Source organism: Acinetobacter sp. YH12070, from assembly GCF_013419625.1.
GTDB lineage: Bacteria > Pseudomonadota > Gammaproteobacteria > Pseudomonadales > Moraxellaceae > Acinetobacter > Acinetobacter amyesii.
This window is the reverse complement of the sequence record NZ_VOZT01000035.1, coordinates 18,992-37,167: the sequence shown is the minus strand read 5'-3', so window position 1 is coordinate 37,167 and position 18,176 is coordinate 18,992. Positions and strand designations below refer to the sequence as shown.

Below are 18,176 nucleotides of genomic sequence, written 5' to 3'. Positions count from 1 at the left end.
CATAATCTCTTAATGATCTTCTTGTTGGTTCGTCACCAGCAAGCTAGGTCGGCTATATTACTCTTTATTTCTAAAGAGTCAACCGGTAATTCAAATTATTTTTAAACTTATCAAATAAAACCCAACTCAATCAATTCAACCAAGTCATTGTTTTATCAGAAGTTTTAATCTTCATCACCGCCGATGGATGTGCATTCTACAGCATTTCACATCCGTTGCAACACCCTTTTCCATTTATTTTTAATTTTTCATTACGTTTGTTTATTTATTCTACTAAATCAAATTTTTTTACTATTTTTTGAGCATAAAAGGGACAATATTTCCATATTTATCCGTTAATTTATCTTTTTCATTCTTTTCTTGCCATTTTAAAGCTCGACAATCGACATATTCACAGTAGCCACCTTCCCCACACTCGATTTCGTCGTTGATTTTGATTTGATAGTTAAAGCTTCCTGCATAGCCTGCGCCGAGTCCAAATTTAAAATCCCCACGACTCTGTGCTTGTACATGTATTTTCAGTTTGTCATTTTGGTAAATCCATTCAAATTCACGTGGCAAATACATTTTTTGCAAATTTGGGGTTTTAACTACAGGATAAACGCGCATGACTTTAAAGAACACGGCTTGGTCTGCCATGAACACTTGCTGCTGATTTAAATCTCTTAGATATAAACGTGAACTCAAAATATTGTTATAGCGGTCTCGCGTTTGTATAAAGATGATTTGACGCTTTCGGCTCAGGTTGATCACCTGATGGGTATAAAACGCCAAAGGTAAATATGGAAACTTGCGTATTTGTGCATAAGACAAAACCGCCAACTGATTTACATCATACATCTGGCCCTGAAATTTGATTTGCCCTTCACATTGGCACATCACCGACCAATATTCAGCAAGACCTAATCTTAATTTTATTAAACAAGAAGAAATATCGGTTGTTTGCACAGACAAATCTAAACTGAGTTCAGTATCTTCTCGATGGATTTGAAATACCGCTCCATCCCAACCAATCAGTTCTTTATCTCTAAATTTAAAGACGGTATCACTCAGACTACAGTCATCTTTAATGGAATATGATTGTAATTGACCAACCATATGACCGCTCACACTGGTCATTACTGTGGCTGTATTGAGTTCATCTTGTTGAATGGACGCAGGATTTTGAAAAGCAGGAATCTGAGGCTGCCCGAGCCAACTCATAAAGTTAAGATAATGTAATGGCGCAGGAAGATTCGATAGACAAAGTCCATAATGGACTGAAGGATATGGCGTATTCGGCGCATGTAAATTTATTTTTTTATGTTGTAAATCTGGAGCTTGATTCAGTCGCCTTGATTGATCCAAGAAATCTTGAAATATCTGCATATCAAGCTCCTTTTCATTTTTTTATTTCATGCTTTAACTCATGCTTCTGCCTTTTTTGCCATTAAGGTGGTGACAAAACCAGACAATGCATAAATCACTGAAATAATTAAAATACCCATTGGAATATTATACGTTACAGCTGCTAAAACAAAGACTATGATTGGTAACACGGCAAATGGAACACGGCGACGATCCACCGTTTTAAATGAATAGTATTTCACATTTGAGATCATCAATAGACCCACTGCAATAATCACTACCGCATTAAAAATCTGAATACCTGTTTCGCGTAAGTCGAAGACTGCAGGGATGTCCATGCCTACCCATACCAATGAAATAATCATAACGGCTGCGAGTGGACTTGCAACACCAATAAAGTAACGTTTATCGACGACTCCGATTTGTACGTTAAAACGCGCTAAACGGAAGGCTGCACATGCGGTGTAAACAAAACATGCTGCCAGACCAATACGGCCTAAGTCATTTAGACTCCAGCTATACATTAAAATGGCAGGTGCAACACCAAATGCTAATAAGTCTGATAAGGAGTCAAACTGTTCACCAAATGGACTTTGCGCGCCGATAGCACGTGCGACACGGCCATCCAAACCATCAAATAATGCTGCAAGGAAAATGGCATAAATGGCTTGTTGAAACTCACCATTCATACTGGCAATAATTGAATAAAAGCCAGATAACAACGCAGCAGTTGTAATCAAGTTTGGCCACAGATAGATCCCACGACGTTTCACTTTATGCCCTTCATGGGTGTGCTCCTCTTCTTCAACTTCAAATGTAATGCCATCAAATGCATTTTCATCCTTTGAAGAAATTTCCCGCTCAGGTTTATTTGTATTTGTCATTGTTCGATCCTAACTGTGACCTTTCTTTTTCAAGTTTAAAATTATTCGCCAACCAACCAACGTACGGCTGCATGACCACCATTTTCATTCATACGAAGATGTGGGAACAACCATTGTAATGCTTCATCCGCATCTTCAGAGAATTTCCAAGGTGGGTTAATCACCAATAAACCACAACCATTTAGACCCACTGGAGTGTCATCTGGCCATACACAAATTTCGCAAACCAACTGACGACGAATACCGGTTTTGTACATTTTCTTTTCAAAACGTTCAATCATCGCGCGGTCTTTAATTGGATACCATACCGCAAAAACGCCTGTCGGCCATTTTTTATAAGCAGCGACCAACAATTCTACAAGCTGTGGAAAATCTTTACGTTCTAATTCGTAAGGCGGGTCAATCATGACCAAACCACGTTTTTCTTTTGGTGGAATTACACCCAGTAAACCTTCGTAAGCATCACGCTCATGCAAGCCTGCACGTTTATCAAAAATATTGTGGCGCAATTGCTGAAATACATCACGCTGCATTTCAAAAATCGTGGCTTTATCAGTTTCACGCATGCCTTCAAGTGCAAACCATGGAGAACCTGGATAAGCGCCTTTACCAAAGTTTTCACGCATTTTTTCAACAACTTTTAAATATTGTTGAACACCTTCAGGCGCATTGCGTTTAATCGAATCATCGAGCTTAACTAAACGATGAATACCATTTAAAAACTCACCTGATTTCTGTGCTTCAGAGGTCGAAAGATCATATTTACCTGCACCACCATGTGTATCTACATAGCGATAAGGTTTATCTTTTGCATTCAGTCGACTTAATAACTGAAGCAGCAAAACGTGCTTCATCACGTCGGCAAAGTTGCCTGCATGGAAATGGTGACGGTAATTCATGTTTCTTTAATTCCTAATATCAACGGACATTTTAGCATGAAAAATAGTTTCATTCCGATGCTATTCTTGCTCTAGAATACGTCACCTTTTTTTCCACAACTTTATGGATCGTATATGGAAACAGCCTTTCTCCCAAAGTCTTGGCCGGTTGATCAAATCCTCGATGATTTAGATCAACACGGGTTTAGCATTATTGATGACGCTTATCCTGCTGAATATATACATGCACTTGTTGAAGAATGTATGTCAAATTTAAATAAATTTAGGGATGCAGCCGTACAAAATGGGGTCATCAGTAAAATTAGAAGTGATCATATTTTATGGATTAACGACACATTAGATGTCGCACAAGAACACGTTCAAGCCTTAGAACATTTATCAGAACAATTTAATCGCGCATTTTTTTCTAACATTCACGAAGTCGAAGCACATTTTGCTTGTTATAACGCAGGTGAGTTTTATGCACTACACAAAGATAATCCTCAAGGCAAAAATGGACGTGTCATTTCAGCGGTTTATTATTTGCATGAATATTGGCAAGCCGACTGGGGCGGTGAATTGCGCTTACAAGATAAGAATGATGTTTGGCATATTTTAGAACCCAAACCAAATCGCATTGCGTTATTCCAAAGTGACCTATTACACGAGGTACTCGAAGCAAAACATCAACGTTTATCGATTACGGCTTGGCTACGTAATGACAACTCGATGTGGTAATTCGAGATTCCTCCTTTAAATCCCTTAAACTATCCTCATATATGAGTCATTCATAGATGAGGATGTACCCGATGCGTCAAAACAGTCATAAAATTATTCAGCGTATTGGCGAAACCGATCAATTATTTCTACAAGGCAACAGCCCTGAACTTGCTCTTGAGCGTGCAGACTTACGCCTGCAATTGGCTAATTTAAGTAAGAACCATCAAGAACAAGTGTATTTTCTGCAAGAAGCCATTGTTCTACTTGAGCAAAGCCGGATTGAATTTGAAGAAATGCCGATTGAGCTATACATCAATTTGTCTGTACATTTAGCCAAAGCTTATATGATATTTTTTGAAATTACCCAAGAGCAGCGCTATGCCCTGATTACCCAGCAGATTATGAAACCGATGTCCAAAGCTGAACATGGCGACATTTACTTCTACCTGGCCTATGCCTCTGCAGTAAAACAGGAACCTGCGTTAACGCGCCACTGGCTAAATAAGTACGGCAAATCTCAAGAATTCAAACTGACCACATTACTTGAGCATCCTGCATTTAATCCATATCGCCAAGAAGACTGGTTTGCAGAATTACGCCAAAGCAAACTGCACTAAATAAAAAAAACACCTCCGAGGAGGTGTTTTTTTATTTGTGGAGAAATGAAATTTATGCTGGCTGCAGCTTATATGCATCCATATGCAACTGCTGATTCAGCTCATCAATCCAAATTACCCAATCATCATCTTGCACTAAATGACTGATTAGAAAATCACGCTGCGCTTTATTCCAAAACGGCGCATCATGTAAATTTTCACTTGCAGCAAGCTGATGCGTACGCACGTATAACTCGATCGCAGCTGGACTGCTGGCTAACCCCAATTGAGAAAACAATAAAGCTAAGGATGGTTTATTTTGATTGAGCATCTCGCCCTCCTTATCAACTAATCTGTCATTTATTATTTAATTAACTTATATGATGCTGATAAAAAAACCTAGCGTTAAAACTAGGTTTGTTGTTTCAAATTGTATTTAGATTTTGCAAGATCCGGAAAGCTTATGTTCTGTATGCAATTGTTCATTTAAAATATCGACCACTATGGCCCAGTCATCATCTTTTTTCCAATGACTGATAATAAAGTCACGCTGTGACTTCGTCCAAAATGGCGCTTCATGCAATGGAACATCCATGGTGATTTGATGCGTTTCGATAAATTGATCGATGCCTTCCGGAGTTGCATCCAACCCCAATTGTTCAAAAAATAGTTCCAACGTTGGTTGTTGATCAAACATTGCCGTTCTCCTCAAACTAATAACATTTCTCCCATCTTTATAGTTATCTGTTTATTTGACTTTGTCAGTTGCAACAGCATCTCAACGTGTTATTTTTTGTTCAAAACTTAAGCGTGATATTTTTCGCAGGCCATAAAAAAGCACCCCAAATGGAGTGCCTTTTTTTATAATTTAATTTAAAAAATTAAATTATTTAACCATGTCAGCAACTGCTGCACGTTCTTCTTCAAGCTCGTTTAGAGTGAAGTTGATACGTTCACGGCTGAATTCGTCGATTTCAAGACCTTGAACGATTTTGTATTCGCCGTTTTCGCAAGTTACAGGGAAACCGAACATTACGCCTTCAGGAATACCGTAAGAACCGTCAGAAGGGATACCCATCGTTACCCATTCGCCGTTTGTGCCAAGCGCCCAATCACGCATATGGTCGATTGCAGCGTTTGCAGCAGAAGCAGCAGAAGAAAGACCACGTGCTTCGATGATCGCAGCACCACGTTTACCAACAGTTGGAAGGAACACGTCTTTGTTCCAAGCAGCATCGTTGATTTTGTCTTTTAAGCTTTCGCCGTTTACATTTGCAAAACGGTAGTCCGCATACATTGTTGGAGAGTGGTTACCCCAAACAGTCATGTTTTTGATGTCAGAAACTGCAACACCCGCTTTTTGAGCAAGTTGAGTCAACGCACGGTTGTGGTCAAGACGTAACATTGCTGTGAAGTTTTTCGCTGGAAGATCTGGAGCAGATTTCATTGCGATGTAAGCGTTAGTGTTTGCAGGGTTACCTACAACAAGAACTTTAACGTCACGGCTAGCAACTTCGTTAAGTGCTTGGCCTTGACCGATGAAGATTTCACCGTTTACTTTAAGAAGGTCAGCACGTTCCATACCAGGACCACGTGGACGTGAACCTACAAGAAGAGCGTAGTCAGCATCTTTGAATGCAACTTTAGGATCATCAGTACCGATCATACCTTCTAAAAGAGGGAATGCGCAGTCATCAAGTTCCATCATTACGCCTTTAAGCGCTTGTTGAGCTTTCTCAACTGGAATTTCTAATAATTGAAGGATAACTGGTTGGTCTTTACCCAACATTTCACCGCTTGCGATACGGAATAATAAGCTATAACCGATTTGACCAGCTGCGCCAGTAACGGCAACACGAACTGCTTGCTTCATGTAATTATCTCCAATTGAGGAAGGTCATAATGATTAAATAGCTGTTCTATCTAATCTTAATAATCATAAACGGCAAAGATTGTACTCCAATCTTTTGACGCTTGCATGTAAAAGAGAATGCTTTTCAACAAAAGTATGATAGGAAATATAAATAAAATGCCGAAAAAAGCTTAGAAAGAACCTTTAATTATGAAAGTTGCAGGACAATTTCCGACGATAGTCGCAGGGCAACTTTTGTACTGACCATTGTTTTTATAGCAAATTTTAATCTCAGTCAGCAGACTACCACCACGGGTTTGCATACAGTTAAATTCAATACTTTGTGATACCAATCCGCTGTTCATACGCAACATTTTATTACGCAAGACATTGGCTTGAATGGATTGGGTTTCTTGACTGGTCAATTCATCTGGAATTTTTAGCTTATCTGCATGATTAATAATGGTTCTGAAATACTGGCTAGCATTCATTGGGACACAGCCGCCGGTAGTGTGCCAAAGCGCCACGCGAGCATTTTCATCAGGCATAATCCGTGCAACCACTTTCGCTTGCAACGGAGAAAGTTTAGCTGAACTATTGGTCGTGCAATCACGTGTAGAGGTTTCTGGATATAGACCCGTGATATTGAGTGAATACCCTTCTAAACATTTACGTTTTTTACTTTTTAATGGGTCATAGGCGCAAACAGCAGGCACCATTTGCACATCCATCACATACCCTTTTACAACCGGTGCAGCCGAAAGCATAGACATACCAAAGCCTGCACCACTGCCGATGAGCAGTGATGTCAGTATTCGATAAGCAGGTCTAATGTCCATTTTCGGCATTCATCATTTACCCATATTGCGCCTAAAAACAGGCGCATCTTGCTTTAAAATTTATTGCGCATTCCGTAATGGAATCATTTGCATTCTTTTTTCAATCGATTGTGGCCCCTGACCTAATAAAAGGCCGTAATGGGTTGCATTGGTCATCACATGTTTTACATAGTCTCGAGTTTCCGTTAATGGAATCGATTCCGTATATTGATCCGCTGCAATTGCTTGATATTCAGGCTGCCAGCGTCGAGCACGATTTGGACCCGCATTGTAACCTGCGGTCGCTAAGACTGGACTATTACTCAATTGACGTTGAATCATCGATAAATAGAAAGTGCCATAACGAATATTGGTATTCATATCCGTTAATGCAGCGGGGTTATAACTCTCCCCCATCTGACGAGCCACCAATTTTGCGGTGTCTGGCATAATTTGCATTAAACCACCGGCACCGACATGTGAACGTGCGCTAGTGACAAACCGACTTTCTTGACGCATCAAACCATAAGCCCATGCAGGGTCAATGCCGGCATTACGACTATGACTCACCACATAATTTTGATGCGGCATAGCATAACGTAAAGCATAATTGTGCTGTTTAGTGGTTCGATCTGCCGCATAAATCGCCCGATCATACCACCCCATATCGGTTGCACGTTTAGCTGCGGCAAGAATCATGCCATCATCATGCTTTAAGTAGGCTTGACGCACTGCCCAGTTCCATTCACGGTTAATATAGCTATCAGATGCATTAATATTGCGCAATGCAAAGGCACGACGGAAGTGAATATCCTGACTGAGACGCTGCGCATCTTGTGACGAAGGCTGCACATTTGACGGAATATTGTTATAAGACTGACCAATTTTGTCACGTGCTAACAAATTATGGTAATCATCGCCAACGGCAAGCTTGCGATAAATTTCTTTAGCCGCACGTTTAGATGAGGCATCTCCACGTTGTTCAGAGGCACGTGCTAACCAATATTGCCAACGGTCTTCCTGCTTTTGCGAAACGCTCATCGCATCAATTGCACGAATGACACTTTCCCATGCGCCAAAACGAATGGCTTGTCGCGCATAAATCTCGGCCTCTTCTGCACTAAAAGGCAGTCCATAACTCAAATCAAGATAATTTAGAACTTCACGGTTGAAATTGTTTTTCATTACCGTTGTACCACCGATATACCCGACACTACGGTATAGGGCTTTTTGTACATCGGCTGGTGTGCCTTCTGCTGCACGTTTGACCGAAGAAATCGCGCCATTTAAGTCGCTATCGGCCAAGCGACCCATCGCATAAATCAGGTATGCATGATCTTCAGCTGTGGCTTTGGGTGCAGACCATAAATAATTCAGTGGATTGGCTTGAATGGTGTTGAGTTGTGACAAATTAATATTCACGCCAATGGTTTGCGCAGTCGCAATCGCTTGTCCTGACTGACCCGCTCTTAACTGTCCCCACATCCGTTGATGGCGGTCATCTTGAGTCATTAAAGGACTCGACAGCATCATACGGCCCAAGCCCGTACACGAGTCAGGTTGTGAGTTTGTGGTCAACCATACATCTTTAAATTCTGCGTAAACCAGAGGGTCGCCCGACTTTGCGCGGACTTGAGCCATGGCACATGTTTCAGCACGGTCAGCATTAGTCACATATTGCAAGACAGGCTGTGCTGTAGCGAAATCAGCTTGTTTGACTTTTTCTTCAACATAATCTGCGGCTAATTTTTCTGCCATTGCCGAGTTTGGATAGCGCTGTGCAAAATTAATAATGGCACTTGCAGGTTGTGAAGCCAAATTGTTATTCAGTAACCAATATTCTGGATAATAGCCCAAAACATCATTTTGCATGGATGATTGGTATTGTTGTAATAAACTAATATTGCCTGCATTCGCAGCACGTAAAGCATCGTTAAACTGCTCATCTGCGGCTTGGGCAAACGCAGAAATTCCGGAGAGCCCGACACTCAAAGCAAGTAATTTAGCGTAATTTTTCTGTTTAAAATTATGTTTTAACATCCACTTGCCTTCTTTCATGTCATTCTGCTCAGTTACAGCACATCGAACTTTGTTTAGGAATTAGTTTAATAATTCTAAACTCTGCATTGTGTTCTGTTATGTAACCTTATGATTAGCCAATATTAATTTTCAAACATTTTTGCTTCATAAATCAATATGGCAGAGTTGTAATTTTAGGCTGTAAGTTTCTAGTAAATTACTGCTAAAATATTGCCCATTCTTAAAATCCCCTTTTTGACCTCCGCAGCTGCACAATTCAATTGATTGAATTGTCTGTCAGCCACGTATGGTTATTGATTTTCATAAAATTCCTTTAGGAGCCTACATGACGGTTCAAACCTTCATCCCCAATAGTGCCCAAGCTGCCCCAGATAACACTGTTACCCAGCCACAGCACACCCCAGCTCAAGATGGAGCAGTGAAAAAACTGTACATCGAAACGCAAGGGTGTCAGATGAATGAGTATGACAGTCAACGTATGGGCGACCTTTTAGGTGATTCTCACGGCTATGTGCTGACAAACGATCCAAAAGAAGCGGATATTCTCCTGATGAATACCTGCTCTATCCGTGAAAAAGCCCAAGAAAAAGTATTTTCTGAGTTAGGCCGCTGGCGCAAGCTGAAAGAAAAAAATCCTGACTTGGTGATTGGTGTTGGTGGCTGTGTTGCCTCTCAGGAAGGTGACAACATTCAAAAACGCGCACCGTATGTAGATATGGTGTTTGGTCCACAAACCTTACACCGTTTACCGCAAATGCTTGATCAACATACTGAGCAAGTGGTCAAACCGAAAAAAGAAAAAATTCAGTTGGTGGATATTTCATTCCCTGATATTGAAAAATTCGACTTTTTACCTGAACCGCGTGTAGAAGGGTTTAAAGCCTTTGTTTCTATCATGGAAGGCTGTTCTAAATACTGTTCATTCTGCGTAGTTCCTTATACCCGTGGTGAAGAGGTTTCTCGCCCACTCGATGACGTATTGGCTGAAATTGCCACTTTAGCTGAAAAAGGCGTACGTGAAATTTCATTACTCGGCCAAAACGTGAATGGCTACCGTGGTGAAACCTTCGAAGGTAATATTTGCACCTTTGCAGAGTTACTGCGTTTAGTGGCCGAAATTCCGGGCATTGGACGTATTCGTTACACCACATCGCACCCGCTTGAATTTAATGATGACTTGATTCAATGCTACCGTGACTTACCGCAAATGGTTTCTCACTTGCATCTACCAGTTCAAAGTGGTTCGAATGACGTGCTACAAGCCATGAAACGTAACCACACGATTGATGTATATATCGATAAAATTGCTAAATTACGTCAAGTTCGCCCTGATATGCATTTATCTAGTGACTTTATTATTGGCTTCCCGGGTGAGACTGACGAAAACTTCGAAGAAACTTATCAATTTATCCAAGATATGGACTTCGATCATTCATACAGTTTCATCTACTCAAAACGTCCGGGTACTCCTGCCTCAGAACTTGAAGACACCACCCCTGAAGATGTGAAAAAAGAACGTCTTGCAAAAGTTCAACAATGGATTAAACAATCTAGTATTGATAAAACTGATGCAATGCTAGGGACCATTCAACGTGTCTTGATTGAGTCTGTTTCAGACAAAGATCCGAACTTGCTGATTGGTACTGCAGACAATACACGTTTGGTTAGCTTTATCGGTGATCCTGCATGGGTTGGGCGTTTTGCAGAGATTGAAGTGACCGATATTAAAACTTTGAAGTTTGTTTACGGTGAACTCTTGAATCTTGAGCCTGACGTGGCGTAATGTAAGCTTAATCGTCAGACCAATTTAAAGGAATTCTCTTGACTGCAGCGATTCGACGTACTGTAACTTTTGCTGGTATTCCACTTGACCGTTTACAAAGCATGCTCGGTGCCTATAACGGTCATCTCAAACAAATTGAACAACGTTTAGATGTCAAAATTTCTCATCGTGCAGATGCTTTTTTTGTCGATGGGGAAATCGATGCGGTAGAGAGAGCCGAAAGTCTCCTTCACCGTCTTTATGAAGAGTCCGAAACCAATCCACAGATTAGTGCGGACATTTTACACATGATGATTCAAGGCAGTCAGACTGACCGCGAAATTCAGGAAGATTTTTCTGAAAATGAGCATACCGGTTTAGACAATGTTTATCTACAAACCCGTAAAGGTCGGATCAATCCACGTGGTGCCAATCAAAAACGCTATGTACAGCGTATTTTACAAAGCGATATTTCATTTGGTATCGGCCCAGCGGGTACAGGTAAAACTTATCTCGCGGTCGCCGCTGCTGTAGATATGCTAGAACGTAATGAAATTCAGCGTATTTTATTGGTTCGCCCTGCGGTTGAAGCAGGTGAAAAACTGGGTTTTTTACCCGGTGATTTGAGCCAAAAAATTGACCCTTACTTACGTCCGCTATACGACGCTTTGTATGAAATGCTCGGTTTTGAAAAAGTCGCTAAACTAATTGAACGTCAAGTGATTGAAGTTGCACCACTGGCCTACATGCGTGGTCGTACCTTAAATCATTCTTTTGTGATTTTAGATGAAGCACAAAACACCACCCCTGAACAAATGAAAATGTTCCTCACCCGTTTAGGTTTTGGTTCTCGTGCAGTAATCACGGGCGACATTACACAGGTCGATTTACCTCGTGGTCAACAATCTGGTTTGGCACATGCCTTACGTGTGATTGAAAAAATCAAAGAAATTCATATTACTCGCTTCCACTCTCGTGACGTGGTACGTCATCAATTGGTTCAAAAAATTGTTGAAGCCTATGAGGGATGGGACAGCGAACAACATCGCCTCACGGCTGAACAACGTGCAGAACGTAAAGCACGTCAGGAAGCCTTGGTGGCGGACAATGATGCTAAAGCTGATGGGCAGCATCAAGACGAAAACATTTAAGGATTCATTTTGAAACTTAATCTCTCCTTGCAGCAAAATTTTCAGTCACCTGAATTGGTGGTGAAACGTGCGCATATCAAAAAAGTCGTGGAAACGGCTTTACGTCATATCGATACACAAAGTGATTGTGAGATCGGTATTGCATGTGTGGACAATGACGAAAGCCACAAATTGAACTTGGAATATCGTGGTAAAGACAAACCGACTAATGTGTTGTCTTTTCCGAGCGATCTCCCCGATGAAATGGCAGCAGTTTTAGACTCATTTCCGATTGGCGACTTGGTGATTTGTATTCCTGTAGTTCTTCGAGAAGCACAAGAACAAAGCAAAGCACCCCTGACCCACTTTACGCATATGCTGGTACACGGTACCTTGCACCTCATGGGCTATGACCATGAAACCTCTGATGAAGATGCTGAAGAAATGGAAGCGTTGGAAATTGAGATTTTAGCCAAATTAGGGTTTGATAACCCTTATCTGGAAAGAGATTAAGAACAAAAAAAGCGAGCTACGGCTCGCTTTTTTTATCGTCATAAAAACCAAGGAAGGAAAGATATGCAATATGTCGTGATTTTTAAAGCACGCATTCGTACGCTTGATGAGCTGTATTTTTCGACTGCACAGCAGCTTAGAGACAAAGCCTTGACACACTTTAACTGTCAACATTTTGAAGCGCTGACAGAGGGTGAGCATGAAATTGCCCTTTCCTACTGGAATACATTAGAAGACATTCGAGCTTGGCAACAAGATGCACAACATCTGGTGGCGCAACAATTGGGGAAAAACCAATGGTATGCGAGTTTTAGCGTCGAAATCTGCGAAGTTTTGCGACGCTATCACAACTGATTAACGCACCTCAAACTCTGCTTCTGCAGGATCGAAGCGCCAAGTACGCACAATACGAAGTTCTGAGATGTCTTTCATTTTGGCATCAAACAAACCAAAAGGTGCCGCCTTACGCACAGAGGTTTTCGCAGCTTCGTCCAATAAGCTCGAACCTGAACTTTCAATCAAACGAATGGCACGAATCCCGCCATTACTGTTCAAAATAACCATTAAGCGGACTTCACCGCGGAGCTGCTGCTGTTTTGCCGCTTCAGGATAATAACGGTTACCATAAAACTCGACTTTTTCGCGAAATTTTTCCATATAGGCCGCAGAAACATCTTGCTTGGCTTGAATACCATCAATGGTTTTAATTTTTTGCTGACGGCTAAAGTTTTGCTGACGTTGTAAATATTGAGCTTCGATACTCGCTACCATCGCAGCCTTGGCCTGAAACTGACTATTCAACTCCTCAACGGCTTTTTTGCGACTGTTTTCTTCCGCTTGCTTTTGCCAACTCAAAGTTGTCATCAACACTTTATCTTCAAAGCTGAGCTCTTTCTTTTGTTGCAGTTGTTCTAAAGCTTCACTTTTTTGCTCACCGGCTTTTTGTTCGATCATCGGTGCAGGCATGTCACTCGACATCCGATGCGACTCACGGAATGTCCCCGAGCCCTGCTGATCGGCTTGCGCTAAAAAGTCTGCATGTTCAATTTTTTCCGTCGTAGGACGTAAAGAAACTGCAATTTCTTTGGTGTTATAGTCAGCCTCTTGGGGCATGGTAAATTGCATGGTTAAAAATGCCAAATGCAACACAGCAGCAAACACCAACGCAGTTGCAAATATGGGATCTTTCCACCACTCTTTCATCAAGGGCATGAACGTTATTTTTTTCAGCATCACATTAAACCGACTATTTGCCGCATTCCCCAAACTGCTTAAAACAGTATAAAATAAAACTCGTATTCATTTTTTGATGAAAACGAGAAATCCATCAACACATAGATAATGCACAATTAAAATCATGAAAATGGTGCAATTTATTTTGCTAAACTGCAAGATCAAAACCTTGTGTTTTTATAGAAATCGACAAGATAAACATCGTCAAAAAACATAATTTGTCAGGATGCACTTCTTATGCAAACGCTAGTTTCCAATATCGCTAAACGTATACGCCAAGTGTACCAAAAAGCTGAAGGATTTATTGAAGATGAGCGTGAATTCCCAATGTCTCAAGTGTTTTTAAATGCGACATTTCAGCGCTTTGTCACCGATAATGTGAAAATGCTCAAAGACTTGCATGCTGACCTGCATGATGACTGGCTTCGACTGTATGCCACATTGGATTATAACGGGCTGATCATAACACTCTCTGTTGATTTAAAACTGGTACAGATGGAACTCAACAAACAAACCCAATTGATCGTATTTGAACAAATTAGTGATACACAAGTGATTGAAGCAAAGTATCCAAATGTTCTGTATAAGATGGGCGTGCGCATGGCGTTATGGTTCTATCAAAAAGTACTCAACCAAGATCCATTGGGTATGATTTTGGAAAAGCTCAATGTGATCAAAGTTAAAGATGATTTACTGTATTTAGACCTGAATCGCTGGCTCGGTAAAAGTCGATCGATTATCGACACACTGGGCAAAGTCCATGTCAACCATGCTGTTTTACGTGAGGCCGAATTGGTGGTGATTGGTAATGTTAATTTAACCGCATTGTTCACCAAAATGTCGCAAGAACGGATGGAAGACTGGGATGATTCAAATTTAAAAGACGATGAAGTCACGCCTATAAAGCAAAAGGAAAGCTAGACTTATCCTGTACTTAGGCATCTTGAACCTATAAAAACGCTACACAATATATACATTAGGCACGGATTTGTGACGTGATTCTCCACAATCCAGCCGCATAATAAATATATCAGGTGGTTTAGCCCACCGCACTTCTATTGAATAGGAAAACCATACTTATGGCACATTCAGTTTTGAAAAATTTAGGTCTTGTTGCTGGGGTATCGACTACACTGCTTTTGACTGGTTTCTCAAGTCAGTCATTTGCCATGAGTCCATTCCAAGCAAGCTACCAGTTTAATTACAACGGCAAAAACTTGGGTTCTGCAACACGTACCCTAAAACAATCTGGGAATAACTGGACGTATGTTTTTGCAGCAAAAGCTGGTGCGATGGCCTCTGCAACTGAAACCAGTCGTTTTAGTTTAAATGGCAGCCAAATTCACTCGAACAGCTTTAGCCGCAGCAGCAAAATTTTGGTGCACAACAACACCATGAACATCAATTTCAATGCTGGCGCAAAAACCATTAATACCAAAAAAGATGATAAAGCGCGTTCATTTGCGTGGAAATCAGGTGTGTTAGATGAACTCAATGCTGAATTGCAAATTCGTGAAGATTTAAAAAATGGTGGTTTGAAATCGAATTACTACATTGCCGATGCCAAAGAGGTTGAAGCTCGTAAGTTCGTGAAACAAGGCACTGAAAAAGTGAAAACCACTTATGGAACTTTTGACACCGTTAAAGTCGTGATGCGTCATGACAAACCAGGCCGTCAAACGACTTTCTGGTTAGCACCAAAACTAGATTATCTACCTGTCAAAGTTTCCCACCAAGACAATAAAACCTCTTACGGTTTATTGTTAACGGGCTATAAAGGTGCAACAAATTAATTGATTTGATCAATTTCGCTTGCATTTTTCACGGTGCTTTTTAAAATACGCTTTTGCTTTAAAAAGCACCTGCCCCTCGAGGATTCTCCCGTGCACGCTCTGGAACAGAAAATCTTAGCTGAAGGTATCGTTCTCTCTGAAGAAGTTCTGAAAGTCGATTCTTTCCTGAACCACCAAATTGACCCTGTGATGATGCAGCAAATTGGTCAAGAATTTGCCCGTCTTTTTAAAGATGCTGGCATCACAAAAATCATTACGATTGAAGCATCAGGTATTGCACCTGCAGTAATGGCTGGTCTTGAACTTGGTGTTCCTGTGATTTTTGCACGTAAATATCAATCTTTAACCTTAAAAGATGATTTGTATCGCTCAAAAGTGTTTTCTTTTACAAAACAAACTGAAAGCACTATCGCGATTTCTAAAAAGCACATCAATGCTGAAGATAAAGTCTTAGTGATTGATGACTTCTTGGCCAATGGTCAAGCGGCTTTAGGTCTTGCAGATCTTATTCATCAAGCAAGTGCTGAAGTATTGGGTATCGGTATCGTGATTGAAAAATCATTCCAACCTGGTCGTGATATTTTGCTTGAAAAAGGCTATCGCGTTGAATCATTGGCACGTGTGAAATCACTGGCGAATGGTACTGTTGAATTTGTTCGTGACTAAGTTTGCGTTCAAAAGAAAAAAAGAACACATCAGGTGTTCTTTTTTTTGCTAAAAACTTACGATTAAGGTGACGTAGAGCGCACTTTTTAACGCCTTGGTTACAAGCAGACAAAACATCTGTGCGCAAAACTCGATAAAATTCAGGAAAATCGTCACATTTGATCAAATGGGTCAACTACTCATCTGTCAAATTACTTTATGCTGCACCATAAATTCGGCCACTTTATTTTTTTTAAGGCTACGGAAAGTTATGAATACAGAAGATCAAAACATGGAACCGACAGTTAAATGTCCAAAATGTGGATCAACCCATATTGAAAAGCGTAACCATGAACAAAACTTACAAAAAATTGGTGGGGTCTTACTCAGTGGTGCAGGAACTGCTGCAGGGACTGTTGGTGGTGCGGCATCTGGCGCATCTATTGGTGCTGCGATTGGTGGTGTGACTGCAGGCCCACTTGGCGTGATTATGGGCGGAACCATCGGGACTTTTGTCGGTGCGATTAGCGTCGGTATTACCGGCGGTTTTCTAGGACACCGTTTTGGTAAAAAAGCCGGCGTGATCGTCGATCAAAATATTTTTCTCGACTACCAATGTTTAGACTGCAAACAGCGATTTGAAGTTGAGCAACAGCCTGAAGACGCTGCAAAGACTTCGGATCAAGACTAAATTCGATGTAAAAAAAGAGCGCATCAGCGCTCTTTTTTAATGGGTTATTGTTTTTCTAGCATGTATTTCTAGCCTATTGAAATGCTATTCGAAACCATGGCGAATCAATTATTTTGAAGCATCGGTTAAAGATTTTGATTCTGCTTTGACTTGATCTTGTTTCGCCAAAAATTCTTTTTCTTCAGCTTTTTTCTCTTGCGGAAAATCCATACTGTGTAAAACTGGCATTGCCGTACACAAAGTAGACGCAGCCAATGCGGAACATAGGAAAATCATTCGAAAATTAATAATAGACATCACACACCCCAAAGAAGAAATTTAAATACAAATCATGTAATCAAAAAATAAAAATAACGCGCCTAAAGAGACAGTAATAATTGACTCAAGGCCATCACTGAGCAGGCTGTATTTAAAAACTTTCAATATGTTATTGATATCACTTATTTTGGGTATTTTAAGAATAGTTCGACAGATTTATTTTTATATTTTTGGCGGCAATACAACGTCATAAATAAAGAGAAGTCACACGTAAAAAAAAGCAAGAAAAGTGCAATATTTAAGCCTTTTCTTGCCCGTTCGCTACAAAGTTAGCGCAACGTCCTAGAACAAGTAAGTATCAAATCAACTTTTTGACCACTTCGCCTAGGCGTTTACCCTGCTCTTCACACAAATTACGCTCATCTTGACTCAATGACTGATCATGGCGTGGACCACTGACATGGCTTGCACCATAAGGTGTACCACCCGTTTTGGTATTCGATAATGCCGGATGGGCATTACTTAAACCCATAACCATCATTCCGTGATGAAACAAAGGCGGCAGCATGGTCAGCAAAGTACTTTCCTGTCCCCCATGCATTGAACCTGAACTGGTAAACACACAGGCAGGTTTGCCATGTAATGCGCCATTGAGCCAAAGCGCTGTGGTTTGATCCCAGAAATATTTCATTTCCGACGCCATATTACCAAAACGTGTTGGCGAACCAAGGGCTAAACCTGAGCAATGCGCTAAGTCATCTAAGCTACAGTAAATATCGCCTTCGGCAGGAATACTGGGCTGCACATCAGTCACCACAGTAGATAAATTTGGAACGGTTCGTATTTTTACCGCCATTCCAGACGCTTCAATTCCATTGGCAATCAAATGTGCCATCTCACGTGTTGAACCATATTTGCTGTAATACAGCACTAGTACATAAGCTTGCGTCATTTTTATAAATTCAATGAAAAAAGAAAACTATACGGTATTTTTCCTATTTTTTGGTTAAGCTAAG

The 18,176-nt window shown here is 40.8% G+C and carries 21 protein-coding genes; 10 read left to right on the top strand and 11 right to left on the bottom strand.

Features of this window, described 5'->3' with window-relative positions; genetic code table 11:
- Positions 1 to 291: 291 nt before the first annotated feature.
- Genes FTU17_RS11380 through FTU17_RS11370 form a run of 3 tightly spaced genes read right to left on the bottom strand, consistent with a single transcriptional unit; the run spans position 292 to position 3,130 of the window.
- Positions 292 to 1,368: a DUF6670 family protein gene (locus FTU17_RS11380; RefSeq protein WP_180135527.1), complete on the bottom strand. Its 1,077-nt coding sequence runs from the start codon at positions 1,366 to 1,368 to the stop codon at positions 292 to 294.
- A gap of 38 nt (positions 1,369 to 1,406) precedes the next feature.
- Positions 1,407 to 2,231, bottom strand: coding sequence for a CDP-diacylglycerol--serine O-phosphatidyltransferase (gene pssA / locus FTU17_RS11375; protein ID WP_078189231.1), 825 nt, complete (start codon positions 2,229 to 2,231; stop codon positions 1,407 to 1,409).
- Positions 2,232 to 2,272: 41 nt separating this feature from the next.
- Positions 2,273 to 3,130, bottom strand: coding sequence for a 23S rRNA (adenine(2030)-N(6))-methyltransferase RlmJ (locus tag FTU17_RS11370; RefSeq protein WP_078189232.1), 858 nt, complete (start codon positions 3,128 to 3,130; stop codon positions 2,273 to 2,275).
- 114 nt (positions 3,131 to 3,244) lie between these two features.
- On the opposite strand from FTU17_RS11370, the gene FTU17_RS11365 reads away from it, so the two are divergent.
- Positions 3,245 to 3,847 (top strand): 2OG-Fe(II) oxygenase, encoded by a 603-nt coding sequence (locus FTU17_RS11365; protein ID WP_111885952.1) that lies wholly within the window; start codon positions 3,245 to 3,247, stop codon positions 3,845 to 3,847.
- Positions 3,848 to 3,918: 71 nt separating this feature from the next.
- Complete coding sequence (locus FTU17_RS11360; RefSeq protein WP_180135525.1) at positions 3,919 to 4,446, top strand: hypothetical protein; 528 nt, start codon at positions 3,919 to 3,921, stop codon at positions 4,444 to 4,446.
- Positions 4,447 to 4,498: 52 nt separating this feature from the next.
- Here FTU17_RS11360 and FTU17_RS11355 read toward each other — a convergent pair whose 3' ends face one another.
- The 5 genes from FTU17_RS11355 to FTU17_RS11335 form a co-directional block, all read right to left on the bottom strand.
- Positions 4,499 to 4,756, bottom strand: coding sequence for a DUF2789 family protein (locus FTU17_RS11355; protein WP_111885950.1), 258 nt, complete (start codon positions 4,754 to 4,756; stop codon positions 4,499 to 4,501).
- 105 nt (positions 4,757 to 4,861) lie between these two features.
- Entirely contained in the window at positions 4,862 to 5,122 is a 261-nt protein-coding gene (locus FTU17_RS11350) for a DUF2789 family protein (protein WP_180003486.1), read from the bottom strand.
- A 189-nt stretch (positions 5,123 to 5,311) separates the two neighbouring features.
- The gene (locus FTU17_RS11345) at positions 5,312 to 6,298 is read right to left on the bottom strand and encodes a malate dehydrogenase (protein WP_111885948.1); all 987 of its coding nucleotides are present in this window, start codon (positions 6,296 to 6,298) and stop codon (positions 5,312 to 5,314) included.
- Between the two features lie 170 nt (positions 6,299 to 6,468).
- Positions 6,469 to 7,050, bottom strand: coding sequence for a ribonuclease I (locus FTU17_RS11340; RefSeq protein WP_257220819.1), 582 nt, complete (start codon positions 7,048 to 7,050; stop codon positions 6,469 to 6,471).
- 126 nt (positions 7,051 to 7,176) lie between these two features.
- Positions 7,177 to 9,153: a lytic transglycosylase domain-containing protein gene (locus FTU17_RS11335; RefSeq protein ID WP_180010546.1), complete on the bottom strand. Its 1,977-nt coding sequence runs from the start codon at positions 9,151 to 9,153 to the stop codon at positions 7,177 to 7,179.
- Positions 9,154 to 9,460: 307 nt separating this feature from the next.
- On the opposite strand from FTU17_RS11335, the gene miaB reads away from it, so the two are divergent.
- The 4 genes from miaB (at position 9,461) to FTU17_RS11315 (ending at position 12,894) form a co-directional block, all read left to right on the top strand.
- Positions 9,461 to 10,918, top strand: a complete 1,458-nt coding sequence (gene miaB / locus FTU17_RS11330; protein ID WP_180035682.1) for a tRNA (N6-isopentenyl adenosine(37)-C2)-methylthiotransferase MiaB — start codon at positions 9,461 to 9,463, stop codon at positions 10,916 to 10,918.
- A 38-nt stretch (positions 10,919 to 10,956) separates the two neighbouring features.
- Complete coding sequence (locus tag FTU17_RS11325; RefSeq protein ID WP_111885944.1) at positions 10,957 to 12,048, top strand: PhoH family protein; 1,092 nt, start codon at positions 10,957 to 10,959, stop codon at positions 12,046 to 12,048.
- Positions 12,049 to 12,057: 9 nt separating this feature from the next.
- Entirely contained in the window at positions 12,058 to 12,540 is a 483-nt protein-coding gene (gene ybeY, locus FTU17_RS11320; protein WP_078192431.1) for an rRNA maturation RNase YbeY, read from the top strand.
- Positions 12,541 to 12,603: 63 nt separating this feature from the next.
- The gene (locus FTU17_RS11315) at positions 12,604 to 12,894 is read left to right on the top strand and encodes an antibiotic biosynthesis monooxygenase (protein WP_078189242.1); all 291 of its coding nucleotides are present in this window, start codon (positions 12,604 to 12,606) and stop codon (positions 12,892 to 12,894) included.
- On the opposite strand, the gene FTU17_RS11310 is transcribed toward FTU17_RS11315, so the two are convergent.
- Positions 12,895 to 13,752 carry an energy transducer TonB gene (locus tag FTU17_RS11310; protein ID WP_218949928.1) on the bottom strand — a complete coding sequence of 286 codons (858 nt, stop codon included), beginning with the start codon at positions 13,750 to 13,752 and terminating at the stop codon, positions 12,895 to 12,897. It abuts the gene before it with no gap.
- A gap of 258 nt (positions 13,753 to 14,010) precedes the next feature.
- On the opposite strand from FTU17_RS11310, the gene FTU17_RS11305 reads away from it, so the two are divergent.
- The 4 genes from FTU17_RS11305 (at position 14,011) to FTU17_RS11290 (ending at position 16,902) form a co-directional block, all read left to right on the top strand.
- Positions 14,011 to 14,694 (top strand): hypothetical protein, encoded by a 684-nt coding sequence (locus FTU17_RS11305; RefSeq protein ID WP_111885941.1) that lies wholly within the window; start codon positions 14,011 to 14,013, stop codon positions 14,692 to 14,694.
- Between the two features lie 158 nt (positions 14,695 to 14,852).
- Positions 14,853 to 15,566 carry a DUF3108 domain-containing protein gene (locus FTU17_RS11300; RefSeq protein ID WP_180010540.1) on the top strand — a complete coding sequence of 238 codons (714 nt, stop codon included), beginning with the start codon at positions 14,853 to 14,855 and terminating at the stop codon, positions 15,564 to 15,566.
- A 90-nt stretch (positions 15,567 to 15,656) separates the two neighbouring features.
- Complete coding sequence (locus tag FTU17_RS11295) at positions 15,657 to 16,232, top strand: xanthine phosphoribosyltransferase (RefSeq protein ID WP_078189246.1); 576 nt, start codon at positions 15,657 to 15,659, stop codon at positions 16,230 to 16,232.
- Between the two features lie 271 nt (positions 16,233 to 16,503).
- Entirely contained in the window at positions 16,504 to 16,902 is a 399-nt protein-coding gene (locus tag FTU17_RS11290; RefSeq protein WP_143221573.1) for a hypothetical protein, read from the top strand.
- Between the two features lie 108 nt (positions 16,903 to 17,010).
- Here the strand turns inward: FTU17_RS11290 and FTU17_RS11285 are convergent, their stop codons facing one another.
- Complete coding sequence (locus FTU17_RS11285) at positions 17,011 to 17,199, bottom strand: hypothetical protein (protein ID WP_180135523.1); 189 nt, start codon at positions 17,197 to 17,199, stop codon at positions 17,011 to 17,013.
- Between the two features lie 319 nt (positions 17,200 to 17,518).
- Positions 17,519 to 18,112 (bottom strand): NAD(P)H:quinone oxidoreductase, encoded by a 594-nt coding sequence (gene wrbA / locus FTU17_RS11280; protein ID WP_078192437.1) that lies wholly within the window; start codon positions 18,110 to 18,112, stop codon positions 17,519 to 17,521.
- Positions 18,113 to 18,176: the final 64 nt, after the last annotated feature.